Source organism: Acidovorax sp. Root70 (genome assembly GCF_001428225.1).
In the GTDB taxonomy this organism is placed as follows: domain Bacteria; phylum Pseudomonadota; class Gammaproteobacteria; order Burkholderiales; family Burkholderiaceae_C; genus Acidovorax.
In genome coordinates this window covers 25,937-43,518 of the sequence record NZ_LMHQ01000003.1, presented here as the reverse complement: position 1 = coordinate 43,518, position 17,582 = coordinate 25,937, and the positions used below count along the sequence as shown (strand labels likewise).

The 17,582-nt window shown below is 63.1% G+C and carries 12 protein-coding genes and 5 tRNA genes; 4 read left to right on the top strand and 13 right to left on the bottom strand.

From position 1 onward, the window contains the following. The first annotated feature begins 91 nt into the window (after positions 1–91). The 3 genes from ASD94_RS02590 to murI all read left to right on the top strand — a co-directional run bounded on the left by ASD94_RS02590 (position 92) and on the right by murI (position 3,474). On the top strand, positions 92–1,648 hold the full coding sequence (locus ASD94_RS02590) for a fumarate hydratase (protein ID WP_056638179.1): 1,557 nt from the start codon (positions 92–94) through the stop codon (positions 1,646–1,648). 160 nt (positions 1,649–1,808) lie between these two features. Then, positions 1,809–2,441, top strand: coding sequence for a DUF6882 domain-containing protein (locus ASD94_RS02585; protein WP_056638176.1), 633 nt, complete (start codon positions 1,809–1,811; stop codon positions 2,439–2,441). A gap of 142 nt (positions 2,442–2,583) precedes the next feature. Beyond that, positions 2,584–3,474: a glutamate racemase gene (gene murI / locus ASD94_RS02580; protein ID WP_056638447.1), complete on the top strand. Its 891-nt coding sequence runs from the start codon at positions 2,584–2,586 to the stop codon at positions 3,472–3,474. A gap of 103 nt (positions 3,475–3,577) precedes the next feature. Here the strand turns inward: murI and ASD94_RS02575 are convergent, their stop codons facing one another. The 13 genes from ASD94_RS02575 to ASD94_RS02515 form a co-directional block, all read right to left on the bottom strand. Next, positions 3,578–4,102: a M48 family metallopeptidase gene (locus tag ASD94_RS02575; RefSeq protein ID WP_056638175.1), complete on the bottom strand. Its 525-nt coding sequence runs from the start codon at positions 4,100–4,102 to the stop codon at positions 3,578–3,580. Positions 4,103–4,255: 153 nt separating this feature from the next. Further along, on the bottom strand, positions 4,256–4,888 hold the full coding sequence (locus ASD94_RS02570) for a DUF6806 family protein (RefSeq protein WP_056638172.1): 633 nt from the start codon (positions 4,886–4,888) through the stop codon (positions 4,256–4,258). 13 nt (positions 4,889–4,901) lie between these two features. Next, a tRNA-Leu gene (locus ASD94_RS02565) sits at positions 4,902–4,994 on the bottom strand. Positions 4,995–5,147: 153 nt separating this feature from the next. Beyond that, positions 5,148–5,223: transfer RNA gene (locus ASD94_RS02560), tRNA-Gly, on the bottom strand. 182 nt (positions 5,224–5,405) lie between these two features. Further along, a tRNA-Cys gene (locus ASD94_RS02555) sits at positions 5,406–5,479 on the bottom strand. A 59-nt stretch (positions 5,480–5,538) separates the two neighbouring features. Then, positions 5,539–5,614 (bottom strand) — tRNA-Gly (locus tag ASD94_RS02550). 85 nt (positions 5,615–5,699) lie between these two features. Next, positions 5,700–8,141: an endopeptidase La gene (lon, locus tag ASD94_RS02545; RefSeq protein WP_056638169.1), complete on the bottom strand. Its 2,442-nt coding sequence runs from the start codon at positions 8,139–8,141 to the stop codon at positions 5,700–5,702. A 126-nt stretch (positions 8,142–8,267) separates the two neighbouring features. Next, entirely contained in the window at positions 8,268–9,533 is a 1,266-nt protein-coding gene (clpX, locus tag ASD94_RS02540; protein ID WP_056638166.1) for an ATP-dependent Clp protease ATP-binding subunit ClpX, read from the bottom strand. Between the two features lie 102 nt (positions 9,534–9,635). Further along, positions 9,636–10,244: an ATP-dependent Clp endopeptidase proteolytic subunit ClpP gene (gene clpP / locus ASD94_RS02535; RefSeq protein ID WP_015014885.1), complete on the bottom strand. Its 609-nt coding sequence runs from the start codon at positions 10,242–10,244 to the stop codon at positions 9,636–9,638. Positions 10,245–10,377: 133 nt separating this feature from the next. Further along, positions 10,378–11,691: a trigger factor gene (gene tig, locus ASD94_RS02530; protein WP_056638163.1), complete on the bottom strand. Its 1,314-nt coding sequence runs from the start codon at positions 11,689–11,691 to the stop codon at positions 10,378–10,380. 75 nt (positions 11,692–11,766) lie between these two features. Then, positions 11,767–11,853 (bottom strand) — tRNA-Leu (locus tag ASD94_RS02525). A gap of 90 nt (positions 11,854–11,943) precedes the next feature. Further along, positions 11,944–15,126, bottom strand: coding sequence for an efflux RND transporter permease subunit (locus tag ASD94_RS02520; protein WP_056638160.1), 3,183 nt, complete (start codon positions 15,124–15,126; stop codon positions 11,944–11,946). 8 nt (positions 15,127–15,134) lie between these two features. Continuing rightward, the gene (locus ASD94_RS02515) at positions 15,135–16,358 is read right to left on the bottom strand and encodes an efflux RND transporter periplasmic adaptor subunit (RefSeq protein WP_056638157.1); all 1,224 of its coding nucleotides are present in this window, start codon (positions 16,356–16,358) and stop codon (positions 15,135–15,137) included. Between the two features lie 313 nt (positions 16,359–16,671). Here ASD94_RS02515 and hpnC point away from each other — a divergent pair, with 313 nt between their 5' ends. Continuing rightward, the gene (hpnC, locus tag ASD94_RS02510) at positions 16,672–17,508 is read left to right on the top strand and encodes a squalene synthase HpnC (protein WP_056638154.1); all 837 of its coding nucleotides are present in this window, start codon (positions 16,672–16,674) and stop codon (positions 17,506–17,508) included. Positions 17,509–17,582: the final 74 nt, after the last annotated feature.

Sequence of the window (17,582 nt, the reverse complement as noted above, 5' to 3'; positions counted from 1 at the left end):
TCTCTTGGCCGCCCTGATCGGCCCTGACAGGACCGTGCAAGCCCGCCGGGGGATAATTCGGGGTTCGCGTTTTCCCTAAAACCCCACCGCCATGACCACGACGACCATTCGCCAAGAAGACCTGATCGAATCCATTGCCGGCGCGTTGCAGTACATCAGCTACTACCACCCCACCGACTACATCGCCCACCTGGCCCGCGCCTACGAGCGCGAAAAGAGCCCGGCGGCCAAGGATGCGATCGCGCAGATCCTCACCAACAGCAAGATGAGCGCCACCGGCCAGCGCCCCATCTGCCAAGACACGGGCATCGTCAACGTGTTCCTGAAGGTGGGCATGGACGTGCGCTGGGAAGGCTTCACCGGCAGCCTGGATGACGCCATCAACGAAGGCGTGCGCCGTGGCTACAACCACCCCGACAACACGCTGCGCGCCTCGGTCGTGGCCGACCCCCAGTTCGCCCGCAAGAACACCAAGGACAACACTCCCGCCGTGATCTTCACCGAGATCGTGCCCGGCAACACCGTGGACGTGACGGTGGCAGCCAAGGGCGGCGGCTCGGAGAACAAGTCCAAGATGTACATGCTCAACCCCGGCGACAACGTGGTGGACTGGGTGCTCAAGACCGTGCCCACCATGGGCGCCGGCTGGTGCCCGCCCGGCATGCTGGGCATCGGCATTGGCGGCACGGCGGAGAAGGCGGTGCTCATGGCCAAGGAAAGCCTGATGGACGACCTGGACATGTACGAACTGCAAGCCAAGCAAGCCAGCGGTGCCGAACTCGACAATGTCGAAAAGCTGCGCCTGGAGCTGTTTGAAAAGGTCAACGCCCTGGGCATTGGCGCGCAGGGCCTGGGCGGCCTGACCACGGTGCTGGACGTCAAGATCAAGATGTACCCCACGCACGCGGCCAGCAAGCCGATTGCGATGATCCCCAACTGCGCCGCCACGCGCCACGCGCACTTCGTGATGGACGGCTCGGGCCCCGTGTACCTCACGCCCCCCAGCCTGGACCTGTGGCCCAACGTGGACTGGGCGCCGGACTACAACAAGAGCAAGAAGGTCAACCTCGACACGCTGACCAAAGAAGAAGTCGCCAGCTGGAAGCCCGGCGACACGCTGCTGCTCAACGGCAAGATGCTGACCGGCCGTGACGCCGCCCACAAGCGCATCCAGGACATGCTGGCCAAGGGCGAGAAGCTGCCCGTGGACTTCACCAACCGCGTTATCTACTACGTGGGCCCTGTGGACCCCGTGAAGGGCGAGGCCGTGGGCCCTGCAGGCCCCACCACCGCCACGCGCATGGACGGCTTCACCGAGATGATGCTGGCCCAGACCGGCCTGATCGCCATGGTGGGCAAGGCCGAGCGCGGCCCGGTCGCCATCGAGGCCATCAAGAAGCACCAGAGCGCCTACCTGATGGCCGTGGGCGGCGCCGCCTACCTGGTCTCCAAGGCCATCAAGACCGCCAAGGTCGTGGGCTTTGCCGACCTGGGCATGGAAGCCATCTACGAATTCGACGTGGTGGACATGCCTGTGACCGTGGCCGTGGACGCTGGCGGCACCAGCGCCCACATCACCGGCCCGGCCGAGTGGCAAAAGCGCATCGCCTCGGGCGAGTTCAAGGGCATTGAGGTCGCTGCGGCCTGATGCGTTTTTGAGGGCCGGGGCGCCACGGCGCTCTTCCCCGACCAAGAACCGCCTTCGGGCGGTTTTTTTGGGCCATCCCCCCCCCTGCAGCACCCGCAGTTCGACAAAAATACGGATCAAGCCTCTTCAACACTTCCTGTTGGCCTGTGCCACCTCTTCCATGTTTCTGGACCACCGGTTTGTGCAATTCATTCGGCCGCGGCTGTGCGCCCTGCTGGTGACAGCGTTGATTGGCACCCTGCCCTTGGCGGCCAGCGCCAATCCGCCGATGGTCCCGCAACGCGACGCGCAGGCCGCCTTTGGCGGACGACTGCCCGCACGCGATGCGGCGCTGCTGGACGCCAGCCTCGCCTCGCACATCGAACGCCAGCAGTTGCTGAACAGCCGGCATCTATCCGGCAGCACCTTGCGCACACTGGACTTTTTTGCCAAGACCTTCACCGTGGTCCGTGGTGGCCAGCGCACGGTGTTCGATGCGGAGCTGCTGGGTACCTGGTGGCCCGAAGACCGGCGCTGGGAATGGACGGCCGTTGAGCGCACCTGGAACGACCCAGACCTGAAAGACCCGAAACGCAAGTCGTTTGCCACCGGCAGCGCACAAACACGCTTGTACGGGCGGGAACACGGTATCGACATCCTGCAGGCCGACACTGCGCAGTTGGCCAGCGAGCTGGTCGCCGGAGGCCCGGAGGGGCAAAAGGCCGTGGTCAAACGCTACTACCTGCTGTCCCACCCGAAAGTCACAGCCGCTTCTGCCAGTGACAGCGGCAAAGCCAAAACGCCCGCACGTTGACCCATTCGTCTCACGGACCTCGCAGGTTCGCCGGACATGGCGAGGGTCACACGCTTGCCCTGTACATGGCAATACACAGCACACGCCGCCGGCCCCGCTGTTTTCCTACAATCCAGCCTTTTGTCCAACCATGGGCTCCCTGATGCCGCTGGCCTCTTCTCCTATCGGTGTGTTTGACAGCGGCGTGGGCGGGCTGAGCGTGCTGCGCGCCCTGCTGGCCGCGATGCCCCACGAGCGCTTCGTGTACCTGGCCGACAGCGCCAACGCCCCCTATGGCGAGCGTGGTGACGCCTTTGTGGCCGCCCGCACCCACGCCATCACCCAGTACCTGCGCGACCAGCACCACATCAAGGCCCTGGTGGTGGCGTGCAACACGGCCACCGCGGCTGCCATTCACGAGGTGCGCAGCAGCCACCCGGAATTGCCCCTGGTGGGTCTGGAGCCCGCCATCAAGCCTGCGCTTGCCGTGACCAAAACAGGGCATGTGGGCGTGATTGGCACCCGGGGCACGCTGACCAGCGCGAAGTTCAGCAAGCTCATGACCTCGCTGGCCGACCAGGCCCACTTTGTGGTGCAGCCCTGCGATGGTCTGGCGCACGCCATTGAGCGCAGCGTGGCACTGCCTCCAGCCGCCGCGGGCAGTCCCGTCGATGCCACGGAGACCGGAGCGCTGTGCAAGCGCTATGTGCAGGCCATGGGTGGCTTTGGTAAGGAGCCCGGGCAAATGGACACCCTGGTGCTCGGGTGCACGCATTACATTTTTGTGGCCCACGAGTTGCGTGCACTGGTGGGACCCGAGGTTCAGTTCATAGAGACGGGCGAACCCGTGGCGCGCCAGACGCGGCGCCTGCTGGAGGCAGCCGACCTGCTCGCGTTGCCGCCGCCCCCGCACCCCAACGGCCAGCCCACATCCCGCGAGGGCCCGGAGTCCGTACAACTGCTGACCACGGGCCCTGTGGCCATGATGGAAGCAGCAGCCCAGCGCTGGCTGAATCTGCCTCCCAGCCTCTGCCGGAGTGTTTCAGTACCGTGATTTGGTTAAAAAGGCTGCCAGTGCCCAATTCATATGCACGAGCCGCTATTATTTTTGCAGCAACCGGCTTTGAGACCTGGAACGTGCTAGCGGTCCTGGGCCTTCAGGAACCGTCCACGCTCCAGAGCCGGGTGCCTGCCTGCTCCACATGGGTGAGGTACAGGCGCAGGTCAAATTCGTACTGGTGGTACTGCGGCTCCATATGGGTACACAGCTGGTAGAAAGCTTTGTCGTGGTCCTTCTCGCGCAGGTGGGCCAGCTCGTGGACGACGATCATGCGCAGAAATTCTTCTGGCGCCTGCTTGAACATTGCCGCGATGCGGATCTCGTGCTTGGCTGCCAAGCGGTTGCCCTGCACGCGCGACACGGCCGTGTGCAAGCCCAGCGCATGGCGCACCACATGGATCTTGTTGTCGAACAGTACCTTGTTGACTGTACCCGCGTTGCGCAGGTAGCGCGCCTTGAGTTCCTGCGCATAGTCGTACAGCGCCTTGTCGCTGCGCATCGCGTGCGCCTGCGGATACTTGCGCAGCAGAACCGCTCCGAGCTTTCCCTGTGCCAGCAGATCGCGCGCCTGCTCCTGCAACGAAGCGGGGTAGGAACGCAGGTAAGGGAGATCAGTGCTCATGGGAAAACAGGCGGCGGCGGACAAGGCATTGGGTAGCGCGGCCGCACAACGACATCAAAGCGCAGGGAGAATTGACCCAATGCCTAGGGGAAGTCCAGGGGAGGCGCCTAGCACGGCCCGCGCCAACGCGCAGTACAAGGCGCTCTGCGCAGATCAGTGCAAGTGGCGCGGGCGACGGCCACCATTGCTGCCATGACCACCACCTGCACCACCAGGGCCCCGGGGGGGCTTGCCAATCTCCAGCGAGTTCACCAGGGCATCAAAGCGCTGGCTGAACAGCTTGTCGATCTCGGCGACCACACCTCCCAACTCGGCGCCGTCAAAGTGGCGCTCCATCATGTTCACCACGTCTTGCACCAACAGATCGCGCTGCACCTGCATGATGGCAGCCGGTGTAGGGCCAACAAACAGCATCACGAAGTCGTCGCGCGACTCCGCCCCCTGCTCTTCTTCGTCTTCGTCAAAGTCGGTGTCGTAGAAGGTGACTTCGATCGCAGCCCCTTGCTCGGCCAGTTCATTGAGGCTCATGCACATCTCATCGAGCGACTGACGGAAATCCTCGTCACCACGCACCGTCCAGCACATCTGCAGCAAATGCTCTTGCGCGTCGTACTTGATACCTGGCTCTTCTTCGTAGGCACTGGCGGCACCGTCGGCCAGCGAACGTGCTCCAGCGTACTTCCACAGCGGTTTGAGCGCCTCTTGAAGCTGGTCAAAACCGACATCAGCCCGCAGGAGGACCTGTCCGTGGACATGGATTTCAAAGGGAGCGTTGTAACTTGACATGATTGAATCGTAGTGGTGCCCCGAGCCGGGGTCGAACCGGCACGCCCCTTTTCAGGAAAGCGGCGGATTTTAAGTCCGCAGTGTCTACCAATTTCACCATCGGGGCGCCGGCTGCTGAGCGCATACCTGCGTTGCAGCGTAACCCGGGCAGCGCATGCGCGCAATGCCCTGTCGTATCTCTGGTCAGGACCGCTGTTTGAAAACAGCACGCACCGTACCACCAAGAAAAAAGGGAAGCCTAAGCTTCCCTTTTCAAATATGGAGCGGGAAAAGAGTCTCGAACTCTCGACCTCAACCTTGGCAAGGTTGCGCTCTACCAACTGAGCTATTCCCGCGTTTTCTGATTTTTCTAACGTTTCCGCTAGCGCTTATCAGCAAGCCTCAAATTATATAACTCTTTTTGACCGTGTTCGATTGCAAGTCAAAAAAATTTTTATCCAACTACCAACCCTTGAAACGATCTCTGCTTGCATCTCTGGCCCGAGGGCTTCGTCGCTTTAATGCTGCAGACCGTATCTGGAGGCGCGGTCCGGAGTCGAACCGGACTAACCGGATTTGCAATCCGGGGCATAACCGCTTTGCTACCGCGCCAGGAATTCACATTTCTCTGACAAAAAAGGGAAGCAATTGCTTCCCTTTTTTGTGGAAATTGGAGCGGGAAAAGAGTCTCGAACTCTCGACCTCAACCTTGGCAAGGTTGCGCTCTACCAACTGAGCTATTCCCGCATTTATCGAAGCCTTACATTGTACAACGTTTGCTGCGATAGAATGAATTGTAGCGCATTTTTTGGGGCTCCCAAAAAAATTTGCATCAATGTTTCAATCCATCGACGGCAGCAGACGACGCTGCGGCTTTATCCGTCGACACAGCTACCGCTGCAGCAGCCACGGCAACCTCTTCGTCCGTCAGCGGCACCGGCTTGCTCTCCAGCGCTACCTCCAGCACCTTGTCGATCCAGCGCACAGGCACGATCTCCAAGCCGCTCTTCACGTTGTCCGGAATCTCTGCGAGGTCCTTCACGTTCTCTTCAGGGATCAGCACGGTCTTGATGCCGCCGCGCAATGCGGCCAGCAGCTTTTCCTTGAGGCCGCCGATGGCCGTCACCTCGCCACGCAGCGTGATCTCGCCCGTCATGGCCACGTCGCCGCGCACCGGGATACCCGTGAGCGCAGAGACAAATGCCGTCGTCATCGCAGCACCCGCACTGGGGCCGTCCTTGGGCGTGGCACCGTCTGGCACGTGGATGTGGATGTCACGCTTTTCAAACGTTTCGTCCTTGATACCCAACATGCGCGCACGGCTGCGCACCACGGTGCGGGCAGCCTCCACGGATTCCTTCATCACGTCGCCCAGCGAACCCGTGCGCGTGATCACCCCCTTGCCGGGCATGATGGCCGCCTCGATGGTCAGCAGGTCGCCACCCACCTCGGTCCAGGCCAAGCCCACCACTTGCCCCACCTGGTTTTGCAGTTCTGCACGGCCGTAGGTGTACTTCCGCACGCCCAGAAAGTCCGGCAGGTTGTCAGCCGTCACCACCACCTGGGGCTCCAGCTTCTTGAGCTGCAAGCCCTTGACCACCTTGCGGCAAATTTTGGACAGCTCGCGCTCCAGCGAACGCACACCCGCTTCACGGGTGTAGTAACGCACCATGTCGCGCACTGCAGGCTCGGTGATGAGCAGCTCTTCCTCCTTCACGCCATTGTTCTTGAGCTGCTTGGGCAGCAGATACTTCATGGCGATGCTGGTCTTCTCGTCCTCGGTGTAACCCGACAAGCGGATCACCTCCATACGGTCGAGCAGCGCAGGCGGAATGTTCATCGAGTTCGACGTGGCGACAAACATCACGTCGGACAGATCGAAGTCCACCTCGACGTAGTGGTCGCCGAAGGTATGGTTCTGTTCAGGGTCCAGCACCTCCAACAGTGCACTCGAAGGATCCCCCCGGAAGTCCATGCCCAGCTTGTCGATTTCGTCCAGCAGGAACAGCGGGTTGCGCGTGCCTACCTTGGAGAGGCTCTGCAACACCTTGCCCGGCAAAGCGCCGATATAGGTGCGGCGGTGCCCCCGGATTTCGGCCTCGTCACGCATGCCACCCAGGGCCATGCGCACGTACTTGCGGCCTGTGGCCTTGGCAATGGACTGGCCCAGCGAGGTCTTGCCCACGCCAGGAGGCCCCACCAGACACAGGATGGGTGCCTTGACCTTGTCCACGCGCTGCTGCACCGCAAGGTATTCAAGGATGCGGTCCTTGACCTTGTCGAGACCATAGTGGTCTTCGTTGAGAACGCCCTCGGCATTCACCAGGTCATGCTTTATCTTGGTCTTCTTGCTCCAGGGCAGCGCCGTGAGCACGTCGATGTAGTTACGCACCACCGTCGCCTCGGCCGACATGGGTGACATCAGCTTGAGCTTCTTGAGTTCGGCCTCGGCCTTCTTGCGCGCTTCGGCTGACATCTTGGCGAGCTTGATCTTTTTCTCGATCTCCTCGATGTCGGCACCTTCATCGCCCTCGCCCAGTTCCTTCTGGATGGCCTTCACCTGCTCGTTCAGGTAGAAGTCGCGCTGGTTCTTCTCCATCTGGCGCTTCACGCGGCCACGGATCTTCTTGTCTACGTTGAGGATGTCGACCTCACGGTCCAGCTGCTCGAACAGGTTTTCGAGGCGCGCCTTCACATCCGAAAGATCCAGGACCACCTGCTTGTTTTCGAGCTTGAGTGGCAGGTGCGCGGCGATGGTGTCGGCCAAGCGACCGGGATCGTCAATGCTGGAGATGGAGGTCAGGATCTCCGGCGGGATCTTCTTGTTGAGCTTGACGTACTGGTCAAACTGCTGCATCACCGCGCGGCGCAATGCCTCAATCTCGCTGGGCTTGTTGGCGTCGGGCGTAGCCTCGACTGGCGTGACGGTCGCCATGAAGTGCGTCTCCGCATCTTCAATCGAAGCCACCACGGCGCGCTGCTGGCCTTCCACCAGCACCTTCACGGTGCCGTCGGGCAGCTTGAGCATCTGCAGGATGGTGGAGACACATCCGACATCGAACATATCTGCCACCGAGGGTTCGTCCTTGGCGGCGGCTTTTTGTGCCACCAGCATGATGCGGCGATCGGCCTCCATGGCCATCTCAAGCGCCTTGATGCTCTTGGGGCGGCCCACAAAAAGCGGGATCACCATATGGGGAAACACCACCACGTCACGCAAAGGCAACAGCGGCAGGTCAAGGGGTGTGGCTGGCAGGGGGGTATGTCCGGACATGGAAATCCTCAAAGTGCTCTGTGGAAGTGGGTCCACATGTGGGGATTTTCAACCCTTGCACGCAGCCGTACTGGCGCAAGGGTTGATGGTTCAAAGGGCGACAACAAAGCGCCCGCTCCGGTCTTCTCAGGCCTTCTTGGCCGCTTCGCGGTACACGAGCAGCGGCGGCTTGTTTTCTTCGATGGTGGACTCATCCACCACCACCTTTTCGACATTGCTGGTGTTGGGCAGGTCGAACATCGTGCCGATCAGCGATTGCTCCAGGATGGAGCGCAGGCCACGGGCCCCCGTCTTGCGGGCCAGCGCCTTGCGCGCGATGGCTTTGAGGGCTGCAGGACGAATTTCGAGGTCCACCCCCTCCATGGCCAGAAGCTTGCTGTACTGTTTGACCAGTGCGTTCTTGGGCTCTGTCAGGATCTGCACCAGCGCGTCTTCGCTCAGCTCGGCCAGCGCCGTCACCACGGGCATACGGCCCACCAGCTCGGGGATGATGCCGAACTTGATCAGGTCTTCCGGCTCGATCTCGGTGAACACCTCGGTCAGCGAACGCTGCTTCTTGCTCTTGACCGATGCGCCGAAGCCGATGCCCGAGGCTTCGGTGCGGTTTTCGATGACCTTCTCCAAACCCGCGAACGCGCCACCGCAGATGAACAGGATGTTGGTCGTGTCGATCTGCAGAAAGTCCTGGTTCGGGTGCTTGCGCCCGCCCTGGGGCGGCACGCTGGCCATCGTGCCTTCGATCAGCTTGAGCAGCGCCTGCTGCACGCCTTCGCCCGACACGTCGCGGGTGATGGAGGGGTTGTCCGACTTGCGCGAGATCTTGTCGATCTCGTCGATGTAGACGATGCCACGCTGGGCGCGCTCGACTTCGTAGTTGCAGCTCTGCAGCAGCTTCTGGACGATGTTCTCCACGTCTTCGCCCACATAGCCGGCTTCGGTCAGCGTGGTGGCGTCGGCCATCACGAAGGGCACATCCAGCATGCGCGCCAGCGTCTGCGCGAGCAGCGTCTTGCCCGAGCCCGTGGGACCGATCAGCAGGATGTTGCTCTTGGACAGCTCCACATCGTCCTTGTGGGCCTTGTCCTTGTGGCGCAGGCGCTTGTAGTGGTTGTACACCGCAACCGCCAACGTGCGCTTGGCCACGTCCTGGCCGATCACGTAGTTGTCGAGGTTGGCCTTGATCTCTACCGGCGTAGGCAGGTCGCTGCGGCCTTCGCGGGCCAGGTCACCAGCTGGCAATTCGTCACGAATGATCTCGTTGCACAGGTCAATGCACTCGTCGCAGATAAAGACCGACGGACCGGCGATCAGCTTCTTCACTTCATGCTGGCTTTTGCCGCAGAAAGAGCAGTAAAGGGTTTTTTCGCTGGAAGAGCCTTTTTTCTCGGCCATGGGGGCAATGCCTTGCTTGTTTCGGAAAGTTGTCGGGATGATAACCAAATAAAAAACGGCGTCTTCCCCTCGGGAAAACGCCGCTTTCTCGCCCTCGGGCGATCAGGCGCGCTGGCTGATCACCTGATCGACCAGGCCATAGTCCTTGGCTTCGTCGGCCGAGAGGAAATAGTCACGCTCGGTGTCGCGCTGGATCTTCTCCAGCGGCTGGCCGGTGCGCTCGGCCAGGATCTTGTTGAGCTGCTCGCGGGTCTTGAGGATCTCGCGGGCATGGATCTCGATCTCGGTGGCCTGGCCCTGCATGCCGCCCAATGGCTGGTGGATCATGACCTTGGAATTGGGCAGCGCAAAACGCTTGCCCTTGGCGCCTGCCGCCAACAAGAACGCACCCATGCTGGCCGCCATGCCCGTGCACAGGGTCGAGACATCGGGCTTGATGAAGTTCATGGTGTCAAAGATCGCCATGCCAGCGCTCACCGAACCACCGGGCGAGTTGATGTAGAACGAAATATCCTTGTCGGGGTTTTCGCTTTCCAAGAACAGCAGCTGCGCCACCACCAGGTTGGCCGTCTGGTCATTGACCGGGCCCACCAGAAAAATCACGCGCTCCTTGAGCAGGCGCGAGTAGATGTCATAGGACCGTTCGCCACGGCCCGACTGCTCGATGACCATGGGGACCATGCCCAGGCCTTGTGTTTCCAATGCGCTCATGTATTTCTCCAGTCAAGCAGGTACTGTACCCAGAAATGAATTGGGGCTTGTGCGCGAAAGCACAAGCCCCTGAAGTGTCCTGAAGACCCCGCCGGGCGATTGCACGAGGCAGGCCGCCCGGCCCCAGGGCCTATCAGCCCTGCTGCGCCATCAGATCGTCAAAGGAGATGGCCTTCTCGACGACCTTGGCCTTGGACAGCACGAATTCGGTCACGTTGTTTTCGATGACAACGGCTTCGACTTCGGCCAGACGCTGGCGGTCGCCGAAGTACCAGCGCACCACGTCTTCGGGCTTCTCGTAGCTGGCAGCCAGCTCGTCGATGTGGGCCTTGAGCTGCTCAGGCTTGGCCTGCAGTTCGTTGGCACGCACGAGTTCGGCCAGCACCAGGCCCAGGCGCACGCGGCGCTCGGCCTGGGGACGGAACACGTCTTCAGGGATCTCGGCCTTGTCGGCATCCTTGACGCCGCGTTGCTTGAGTTCAGCGCGGGCGCCTTCCATCAGGCGGGCAATTTCAGCCTGAATGCTGGAATTGGGCAGATCCAGTTCAGCCTTGGACACCAGGGCGTCCATCACGGCAGCCTTGTTGCGGGCCAGCAGGCGGAACTTGACTTCGCGCTCCAGGTTCTTCTTGATGTCGGCGCGCAGGCCTTCCACGGAACCATCGGCAATGCCCAGCGACTTGGCCAGGGCGTCGTTCACTTCGGGCAGATGGGCGGCTTCGATCTTCTTGATGGTCACCAGGAAGTCGGCGGTCTTGCCAGCCACGTCCTTGCCATGGTACTCAGCGGGGAAAGCCAGGGGGAAAGTCTTGCTTTCGCCGGACTTCATGCCACGCACGGCATCTTCGAACTCCTTGAGCATCTGGCCTTCGCCGACCAGGAACTGGAAGTCTTCGGCCTTGCCGCCGTCAAACGGCTCGCCGTCGATCTTGCCTTCGAAGTCCACGGTCACGCGGTCACCGTCTTGCGCAGCGGCGTCCAGGGCGCGCTGGGCGAAGCTGCGGCGCTGCTTGCGCAGGATGTCGATGGTCTTGTCGATGGCGCTGTCAGTCACTTCGGACGAGAGCTTTTCGACTTCGGCGTCCGACAGGTCAGCAATCTTGACTTCGGGGAACACTTCGAAGATGGCGTCAAAAGTCACCTGGCCTTCAGGAGCACCTTCTTTTTCGGTGATGCGGGGCTGACCAGCTACACGCAAGTTGGCTTCGTTCGCAGCCACGGCAAAGGCCTCACCCACCTTGTCGTTCAGCACTTCGTACTGCACCGAGTAGCCATAACGCTGGGCCACCACGTTCATGGGCACCTTGCCAGGACGGAAACCGTCCATCTTGACCGTGCGGGCCAGGCGCTTGAGGCGCGTGTCCACTTCGGACTGGATCAGGGTGACGGGCACGCTCAGCGTGATCTTGCGCTCGAGCTTCTCAAGGGTTTCAACAGTAACGGCCATGGCTATTCCTCTTATGAATGTGGATCGTGCTGGCTGCAGCGCAGCAGCGCCGTGTTCCGCAAAGTCTCACATGGGTGGTGCGCGGGGGGGGACTCGAACCCCCACACCATTGCTGGCGTCAGGACCTAAACCTGGTGCGTCTACCAATTTCGCCACCCGCGCGGTTCTACAAACAAACAGGCGGCAACCTCAGCTGCCGCCTGCGTGAAATCGGTCAACCTTCTATTTTACCTGATACGGGAGACCCATCGGTCAAGCAACGCCCGCGACCTCGGGTGCGGGCCGTTTGACACGGAACCAGGCCGCGTACATCGCAGGCAGCGCCAGCAGCGTGAGCACCGTGGCCACGACCAGCCCGCCCATGATGGCCACCGCCATCGGGCCCCAGAACACGCTGCGCGACAGCGGGATCATGGCCAGCACGGCGGCCGCGGCCGTTAGCACGATGGGGCGCAAACGGCGCACGGCCGATTCCACGATCGCATCCCATGCAGGCACACCCCGGGCGCGGTCCTGCTCAATCTGGTCGATCAGGATCACCGAGTTGCGCTGGATCATGCCCATGAGCGCGATCACCCCCAGCAGCGCCACAAAGCCGAACGGTCGGTTGAGCAGCAGCAGGGACGCAGCCACACCCGCCATGCCCAGCGGCCCGGTCAGGAACACCAGCATCGCGCGGCTGAAGCTGTGCAGTTGCAGCATCAGCAGCGTGAAGGTGATGAACAGCATGATGGGAAGCCCCGCCGCGATGGACGCCGAGCCCTTGGAGCTTTCCTCCACGGCACCAGCCACCTCGATGCGGTAGCCCGTCTGCCCCGCCGACCGCCACTTGGCCTCGATCTCCTTGAGGGACGGCAACAGCGCCGCCGTCACCGTCGCGCCCTGCAGGCCCTCGGTCACGTCGCCCTGCACGGTGATGGCGTAGTCGCGGTTCTCGCGCCACATCACACCGGGCTCCCAGGTGAACACGGGTTTGGCGATCTGCGTGAGCGGGATCGACTTGCCCGACGCCGTGGGCAGGTAGGCGTTGGCAATGTCGGTGATGGCGTTGCGCTCATCCAGCGGCTGGCGCAGCAGGATGTCGATGAGCTTGTCGCCCTCGCGGTACTGGCCCACCTGGGTGCCAGACAGAATGGTCTTGGACGCTTGCGCGATGGACTGGCTGGTCACGCCCAGGGCGCGCGCCTTGGCCTGGTCCACTTCCAGGCGCAGCACCTTGACGGACTCGTTCCAGTTGTCGTTCACGCCGCGCATGTTGGGGTTCTGGCGCAGCTGGGCCTTGACCTCGTCTGCGCGCTCACGCAGCACCAGCGGGTCGGGGCCCACCACGCGGAACTGAACGGGGTACGGCACTGGCGGGCCGTTGGGAAGCAGCTTGACACGCCCGCGCACTTCCGGGAACTCCTCAGCCAACAGCGCCGGCAGCTTCACGCGCAGCGATTCGCGCAGCTTGAGATCCTGCGGCACCACGATGAACTGAGAGACGTTGCTCTGCGGGAACACCTGGTCCAGCGGCAGATAGAAACGCGGCACGCCAGAACCCACCCAGGTGCTCACCGTGTTCACGCCCGGCTCGGACAGCAGACGTTGCTCCACGCGCTTGGTCACGGCCTCGTTGCCCGCAAACGACGTGCCTTCCGGGAACCAGATATCGACCAGGATCTCTGGCCGGCTCGAATCCGGGAAGAACTGCTGCTGCACCTGGCCCATGCCGACAATGCCCAGCGCAAAGGTCAGCACAGTGGCACCAATGGTCAGCCAGCGGTGCTGTACGCACCAATCCACCAGACGGCGGAAGCTGCGGTAGAACGGGCTGTCAAAGACCTCGTGCGGGTCGTCCGTGATGCCCTTGTTGGCCTGAGCGGCCAAGACATGAGGCGGCACCTTGAGCAGCAGCGTGCCGAGGTAAGGCACGAAATAGACCGACACGAACCAGCTGAGCACCAATGCAATCACCGTCACGGCAAAGATGGCAAACGTGTATTCGCCCGTGGTGGACTTGGCCAGCCCGATGGGCAAGAAGCCCGCCGCCGTGATCAGTGTGCCCGTGAGCATGGGCATGGCCGTGATCTCGTAGGCAAAGGTGGCGGCGCGCACCTTGTCATAGCCCTCTTCGAGCTTCAGCACCATCATCTCGACCGCAATGATGGCGTCGTCCACCAGCAGGCCCAGCGCGATGATGAGCGAACCCAGCGAGATCTTGTGCAGCCCGATGCCCCAGTACCACATGGCCAGGAACGTGACGGCCAGCACCAGCGGGATGGTGATGCCCACCACCAGACCCGGGCGGGGGTCGATATACCAGCGCTTCCACAGCGGGTTGTTGCCGGGCCGCTTGTGGAAGCCCAGGCTGATGAAGCTGACCGCCAGCACGATGACCACGGCCTCGATCAGCACCTTGACGAACTCATTCACCGAGGTGGACACGGCCTTGGGCTGGTCTTGCACATTGACCAGCTTCACGCCCGCCGGCAGCGACCCGGCGATGCGGTCGGTGGTGGTGTGCAGGGCCTTGCCCAGCGCAATGATGTCGCCACCCTTGGCCATGGAGACGCCCAGCGCAATCACCTCGCGGCCCTGGTGGCGCACCTTCACAGCCGGTGGATCCACATAGCCGCGCTGCACTTCGGCAATATCGCCCAGGCGCAGTTGCGCGCCCGAGGGGCCGCGGATCGGCATCGCGCGCAGGTCCTCGATGGCGTTGAACTGGCCTTGCACGCGCACCTGCACCTGGTCTTGCGGGGTCTGGATGGCGCCCGCACTTTCCACGGCGTTCTGCTGGCCCAGCTGGGCCAGCACCTGGTTCATGTCCAGGCCCAGCTGCGACAGGCGCTTTTGCGAGATCTCGATGAAGAGCTTTTCGTCCTGCACGCCAAACTGCTCGACCTTGGCCACATCGGGCACGCGCAGCAGCTGCTGGCGCGCGTCGTCGGCAAACTGCTTGAGTTCTGCGTAGCTGAAGCCCTCGGACTCCAGCGCGTAGATCACGCCATACACATCCCCGAAGTCGTCGTTGAAGAACGGGCCCTGGATACCCTGCGGCAGGGTGTAGCGCATGTCGCCCACCTTCTTGCGCACGCTGTACCAGACGTTGGCCACGTCGCCGGGCTTGGAGGAGTCCTTGATCTGGAAAATGATCTGCGACTCGCCAGGCTTGGAGTAGCTACGGATCTTGTCGGCGTAGGGCACCTCCTGCAGCGTGCGTTCCAGCTTGTCGGTGACCTGCTCGGCCACCTGCTGGGCCGTGGCGCCGGGCCAGTAGGTGCGCACCACCATGGCGCGGAAGGTGAACGGCGGATCTTCGTCCTGCCCGAGCTGGAAGTAGGCCGCAAAGCCCAGCAGCATCAGCACCACCATGAGGTAGCGGGTGAGCGCGGGATGGTCGAGCGCCCATTTGGAGAGGTTGAACCCCTCTTTGGGTTGGATTTGCGTCATGGCGGGCCTCAGTTGGCGGCAGAGGCCGTGGCGGTGGCAGGCGCTGCGGAGGCCGCGGGAGCAGATGGCACAGCAGGCATCGCTACAGATTCAGGAGCTGTCTGCGCTTTATTCACCGGCGCTTGAGCCACTTTTGGCTGATATACCGTCACCTTCTGGCCTGGGGACAGCACATGCACGCCGGTGGCCACTACCTGCATGCCGGGCGCCAAGCCCGCAGCCACCACGGCATCGTTGCCGTCGGCCGTGGCAATCTGCACCACCTGCGATTTGACGGTGCTGGTCGCGGGGTCGTACACCCACACGGCGGTGGACTGGCCCTCCTGCCGCAGCGCGCTGGTGGGCAGCTTGATGGCGGCAATGCCGGCATGGCTCAGTGCCTTGGGCGTGGCGTACACGGTGGCGCCCAGCGCCGGGGCGTCGGCCGCGTCAATGGCCACCTTGACCTGGAAGGTGCGGGTCGCAGCGTCGGCACTGGCAGCTACTTCACGCACGCGCCCCGTCAGGGTCGCGCCGCCAGACCAGCCACGCACGGCCACCTCGGAGCCCGTCGTGATCTGCGCCACCTTGTCTTCCGGCACGGCAAACACCACATCGCGCGGGCCGTCCTGCGCAATGCGCACCACCGGCGCGCCGGCCGACACCACCTGGCCCGGCTCGGCGTCGATGCCCGTCACCACACCCGACACATCGGCCACCAGCGTGGTGTAGGCCGCCTGGTTGCCCTGGGAGGACAGCTGGGCGCGCGCCTGGTCGAGCGTGGCCTGGGCGGCCTTGAGCGTGGCCTCGCGGCGCTCCAGTTCGGCACCGCTGATGAAGTTCTGGTCCTTGAGCGCCTGGTAGCGCTTGAGGTCTGCCGCCGCCAAGTCGCGCTGCGTGGTGGCCGATGCCAGTTGCGCGCGCGCTGCGTCAGCCGCCAGCTGATAGTCCTTGGGGTCCAGTTGCGCCAGCACCTGGCCCGCCTTCACGCGCTGGCCCAGTTCGGCTTGGCGCTGCACGATCTTGCCCGCCACGCGAAAGCCCAGGCGCGACTCCACCCGCGCGCGCACCTCGCCCGAATACTCCAGACTGGACTGCAGCGCGCCTACGCCCACCGTCATCAGCTTGACGGAACGCACTGGCTCCTCGGGCGGTGCGGGCCGTGAACAGGCGGCCAGCACAGTAGCGGTGGCCAGCACCAGCAGAAACCTGGAATGCCGTGAAGAGGGCCGCAAGGCGGAGGATGTGCGCATGGGAAATCCGGTGAATAAAAATGGGGCCACAAGGATCAACAAGCAAAACGCAGGCCCAAACGCCTGCGCTGCAACGGTACGCCTGGCGTCTGCCAACGAGCACCCAGCGGTGGCAGGTAGCGCTCGTCAACGACGCAGCGGCCAGACGCCTTGCCTCCTAAAAAGAGAGTTTTACCATTACTGACTGACCGGTTAGTAATCTATGAGAAGCCCCTGGCCTTGTCAAGCGACAATCCGGGGTGTGAACGACCGCCCCAGCCCCTCCCCCCGTCCCGGCGCAGCATGCGCGCCACAGCCTACCGCGACTGAAGCGGTGGCGCCCCCCGTCACCCACTACGAAAACTTCCCCGTCGCGTCGCTGCTGTGCCCGCCCCACCTGCGCCAGCCGATAGCGGCCATCTACGGCTTTGCGCGCACGGCGGACGACATGGCCGACGAAGGCGATGCCCCGGCCGCGACCCGCCTCGCCGATCTGGCTGCCTACCTGGCCGACCTGCGCACCATTGCTCAGGGCGATGCGCCGTCTGCCCGCTGGGCCAGCGTATTTTTGCCGCTGCAAGCCGTGTTGCGCAGCCACCAGCTGCCTGTGCCGTTGCTGGAAGACCTGCTCAGCGCCTTTGCCCAGGACGTGGAGAAAACCCGTGACGGTGAGGGCTACGCCGACCGCGACGAGCTGCTGGACTACTGCCGCCGCTCGGCCAACCCCGTGGGCCGGCTGCTGCTGCACCTGTATGGCGTGCACGACGCCGAGGCGCTGCGCCAGAGTGACGCCATCTGCACCGCGCTGCAGCTCATCAACTTCTGGCAGGACCTGTCCGTGGACATCCCCCGGGGCCGCCACTATTTGCCCCGCGCCGACTGCGCGACCTATGGCGCCTGCCAGTCCGAGCTGCTGGCGCTGCAAAGCACCCGCGAGAACGCCCGCCTGATTGCCGACTGCGCCCACTGGGCCCGCACCACGATGCAGAGCGGCGCCCCCTTGGTGCACCGCCTGCCCGGCCGCGCCGGCTGGGAGCTGCGGCTGGTGGTGCAAGGCGGCCTGCGCATCCTCGACAAGGTCGATGCCCTCAAAGGGGGCAGCCTGCACACCCGGCCCAAGCTCCGTGGGTGGGACTGGTGCGTGATGCTGGGCCGCGCGCTGGTGATGTAAGAAAGATTCATGGGCCGCAAGGCGGGCTCACACACTCGCCCGCCAGAGCACCATGCAGTGCAAAAACGGCCTAT

What these genes read in the sequence shown, in the direction of transcription:
- ASD94_RS02590 (WP_056638179.1), top strand. Translation starts at nt 92, where the DNA reads ATGACCACGACGACCATTCGCCAAGAAGACCTGATCGAATCCATTGCC.
- ASD94_RS02570 (WP_056638172.1), bottom strand. Translation starts at nt 4,888, where the DNA reads ATGTCAAGTTACAACGCTCCCTTTGAAATCCATGTCCACGGACAGGTC.
- clpP (WP_015014885.1), bottom strand. Translation starts at nt 10,244, where the DNA reads ATGAGCGCATTGGAAACACAAGGCCTGGGCATGGTCCCCATGGTCATC.
- clpX (WP_056638166.1), bottom strand. Translation starts at nt 9,533, where the DNA reads ATGGCCGAGAAAAAAGGCTCTTCCAGCGAAAAAACCCTTTACTGCTCT.
- ASD94_RS02520 (WP_056638160.1), bottom strand. Translation starts at nt 15,126, where the DNA reads ATGACGCAAATCCAACCCAAAGAGGGGTTCAACCTCTCCAAATGGGCG.
- ASD94_RS02515 (WP_056638157.1), bottom strand. Translation starts at nt 16,358, where the DNA reads ATGCGCACATCCTCCGCCTTGCGGCCCTCTTCACGGCATTCCAGGTTT.
- tig (WP_056638163.1), bottom strand. Translation starts at nt 11,691, where the DNA reads ATGGCCGTTACTGTTGAAACCCTTGAGAAGCTCGAGCGCAAGATCACG.
- ASD94_RS02575 (WP_056638175.1), bottom strand. Translation starts at nt 4,102, where the DNA reads ATGAGCACTGATCTCCCTTACCTGCGTTCCTACCCCGCTTCGTTGCAG.
- ASD94_RS02585 (WP_056638176.1), top strand. Translation starts at nt 1,809, where the DNA reads ATGTTTCTGGACCACCGGTTTGTGCAATTCATTCGGCCGCGGCTGTGC.
- murI (WP_056638447.1), top strand. Translation starts at nt 2,584, where the DNA reads ATGCCGCTGGCCTCTTCTCCTATCGGTGTGTTTGACAGCGGCGTGGGC.
- lon (WP_056638169.1), bottom strand. Translation starts at nt 8,141, where the DNA reads ATGTCCGGACATACCCCCCTGCCAGCCACACCCCTTGACCTGCCGCTG.